This is a genomic window from Mesorhizobium sp. WSM4983 (genome assembly GCF_029625765.1).
Lineage (GTDB): Bacteria > Pseudomonadota > Alphaproteobacteria > Rhizobiales > Rhizobiaceae > Mesorhizobium.
This window is the reverse complement of sequence record NZ_JARTVM010000002.1, coordinates 335,001-337,500: the sequence shown is the minus strand read 5'-3', so window position 1 is coordinate 337,500 and position 2,500 is coordinate 335,001. Positions and strand designations below refer to the sequence as shown.

General features: G+C 52.8%; 1 rRNA gene (running past one end of the window). It reads left to right on the top strand.

Features of this window, described 5'->3' with window-relative positions:
- Positions 1-3: 3 nt before the first annotated feature.
- Positions 4-2,500: ribosomal RNA gene (locus tag P9254_RS08870) — 23S ribosomal RNA — on the top strand (it continues 432 nt past the right edge of the window).

Below are 2,500 nucleotides of genomic sequence, written 5' to 3'. Positions count from 1 at the left end.
AACGATCAAGTGTCTTAAGGGCAATTGGTGGATGCCTTGGCATGCACAGGCGATGAAGGACGTGATACGCTGCGATAAGCTACGGGGAGGTGCGAATACCCTTTGATCCGTAGATCTCCGAATGGGGAAACCCACCTAAGGTACTTGGAAAATCAGAGCAGCAGGGCAACTGACGCGACAATCCCAAAAGGATTGAGCGTGGGGCGACGATCTCTTTGGGATCGCGCTGCTTTTGCTGCTGTGGTTTCCAAGTATCGATAATAGGTAACTTATCCTGAATACATAGGGATAAAGTGGCGAACGCGGGGAACTGAAACATCTAAGTACCCGTAGGAAAGGACATCAACCGAGACTCCGGAAGTAGTGGCGAGCGAACCCGGACCAGGCCAGCGGCGATTGAGAGACAAGCGGAACCTTCTGGAAAGTTGGGCCATAGCGGGTGACAGCCCCGTACGCGTAATGCGATCAATCGTCCTTGAGTAAGGCGGGACACGTGAAATCCTGTCTGAAATTGGGAGGACCACCTTCCAAGCCTAAGTACTCGTGCATGACCGATAGCGAACTAGTACCGTGAGGGAAAGGTGAAAAGCACCCCGACAAGGGGAGTGAAAGAGTACCTGAAACCGATTGCCTACAAACAGTGGGAGCCCGTCCTTCAAATCGCTTGACGATTTGAAGAACTTTTGATTTTGCCATCAAGAGCGCAAGCGCTTTGATGGGCGGGTGACCACGTACCTTTTGTATAATGGGTCAGCGACTTAGTGTGACGAGCAAGCTTAAACCGATAGGTGTAGGCGCAGCGAAAGCGAGTCTGAACAGGGCGTTCAGTTCGTCGCATTAGACCCGAAACCGAGTGATCTAGCCATGAGCAGGCTGAAGGTAAGGTAACACTTACTGGAGGGCCGAACCCATAACTGTTGCAATAGTTCGGGATGACTTGTGGCTAGGGGTGAAAGGCCAATCAAACTCGGAAATAGCTGGTTCTCCGCGAAATCTATTTAGGTAGAGCGTCGACCGAATACCCCAGGGGGTAGAGCACTGGATGGGCTAGGGGTCCTCACCGGATTACCAAACCTAACCAAACTCCGAATACCTGGGAGTACTAGTCGGCAGACACACGGCGGGTGCTAACGTCCGTCGTGAAAAGGGAAACAACCCTGACCTACAGCTAAGGTCCCCAAGTTATGGCTAAGTGGGAAAGGATGTGAGGATCCCAAAACAACCAGGATGTTGGCTTAGAAGCAGCCATCATTTAAAGAAAGCGTAACAGCTCACTGGTCTAAATAAGGGTCTTTGCGCCGAAAATGTAACGGGGCTAAAGCCATACACCGAAGCTTAGGGTTCGTGAGCAATCACGAGCGGTAGCGGAGCGTTCTGTAAGCCAGTGAAGCCGTACCCGTGAGGGGCGGTGGAGGTATCAGAAGTGCGAATGCTGACATGAGTAACGTAAGGGGAGTGAGAGACTCCCCCGCCGAAAGACCAAGGGTTCCTGCTTAAAGTTAATCTGAGCAGGGTTAGCCGGCCCCTAAGACGAGGCGGAAACGCGTAGTCGATGGGAATCACGTTAATATTCGTGAGCCTGGAGGTAGTGACGGATCACACAAGTTGTCCAATCTTATCGGATTGAAAGGGCAGCGGAGTGGTTCCAGGAAATAGCTCCTCCTTATAGACCGTACCCGAAACCGACACTGGTGGTCTGGTAGAGTATACCAAGGCGCTTGAGAGAACTATGCTGAAGGAACTCGGCAAATTGCACGCGTAACTTCGGAAGAAGCGTGACCCTTTTTTGCGCAAGCAGAGGAGGGTGGCACAGACCAGGGGGTAGCGACTGTTTATCAAAAACACAGGGCTCTGCGAAGTCGCAAGACGACGTATAGGGTCTGACGCCTGCCCGGTGCTGGAAGGTTAAGAGGAGGGGTGCAAGCTCTGAATCGAAGCCCCAGTAAACGGCGGCCGTAACTATAACGGTCCTAAGGTAGCGAAATTCCTTGTCGGGTAAGTTCCGACCTGCACGAATGGCGTAACGACTTCCCCGCTGTCTCCAGCATAGACTCAGTGAAATTGAATTCCCCGTGAAGATGCGGGGTTCCTGCGGTTAGACGGAAAGACCCCGTGCACCTTTACTATAGCTTTACATTGGCATTCGTAGTGGCATGTGTAGGATAGGTGGTAGGCTTTGAAGCCTGGGCGCCAGCTCAGGTGGAGCCACCCTTGAAATACCACCCTTATCACTATGGATGTCTAACCGCGGCCCGTTATCCGGGTCCGGGACAATGTATGGTGGGTAGTTTGACTGGGGCGGTCGCCTCCTAAAGAGTAACGGAGGCGCGCGATGGTGGGCTCAGAACGGTCGGAAATCGTTCGCTGAGTGCAATGGCATAAGCCTGCCTGACTGCGAGACTGACAAGTCGAGCAGAGACGAAAGTCGGTCATAGTGATCCGGTGGTCCCGTGTGGAAGGGCCATCGCTCAACGGATAAAAGGTACGCCGGGGATAACAG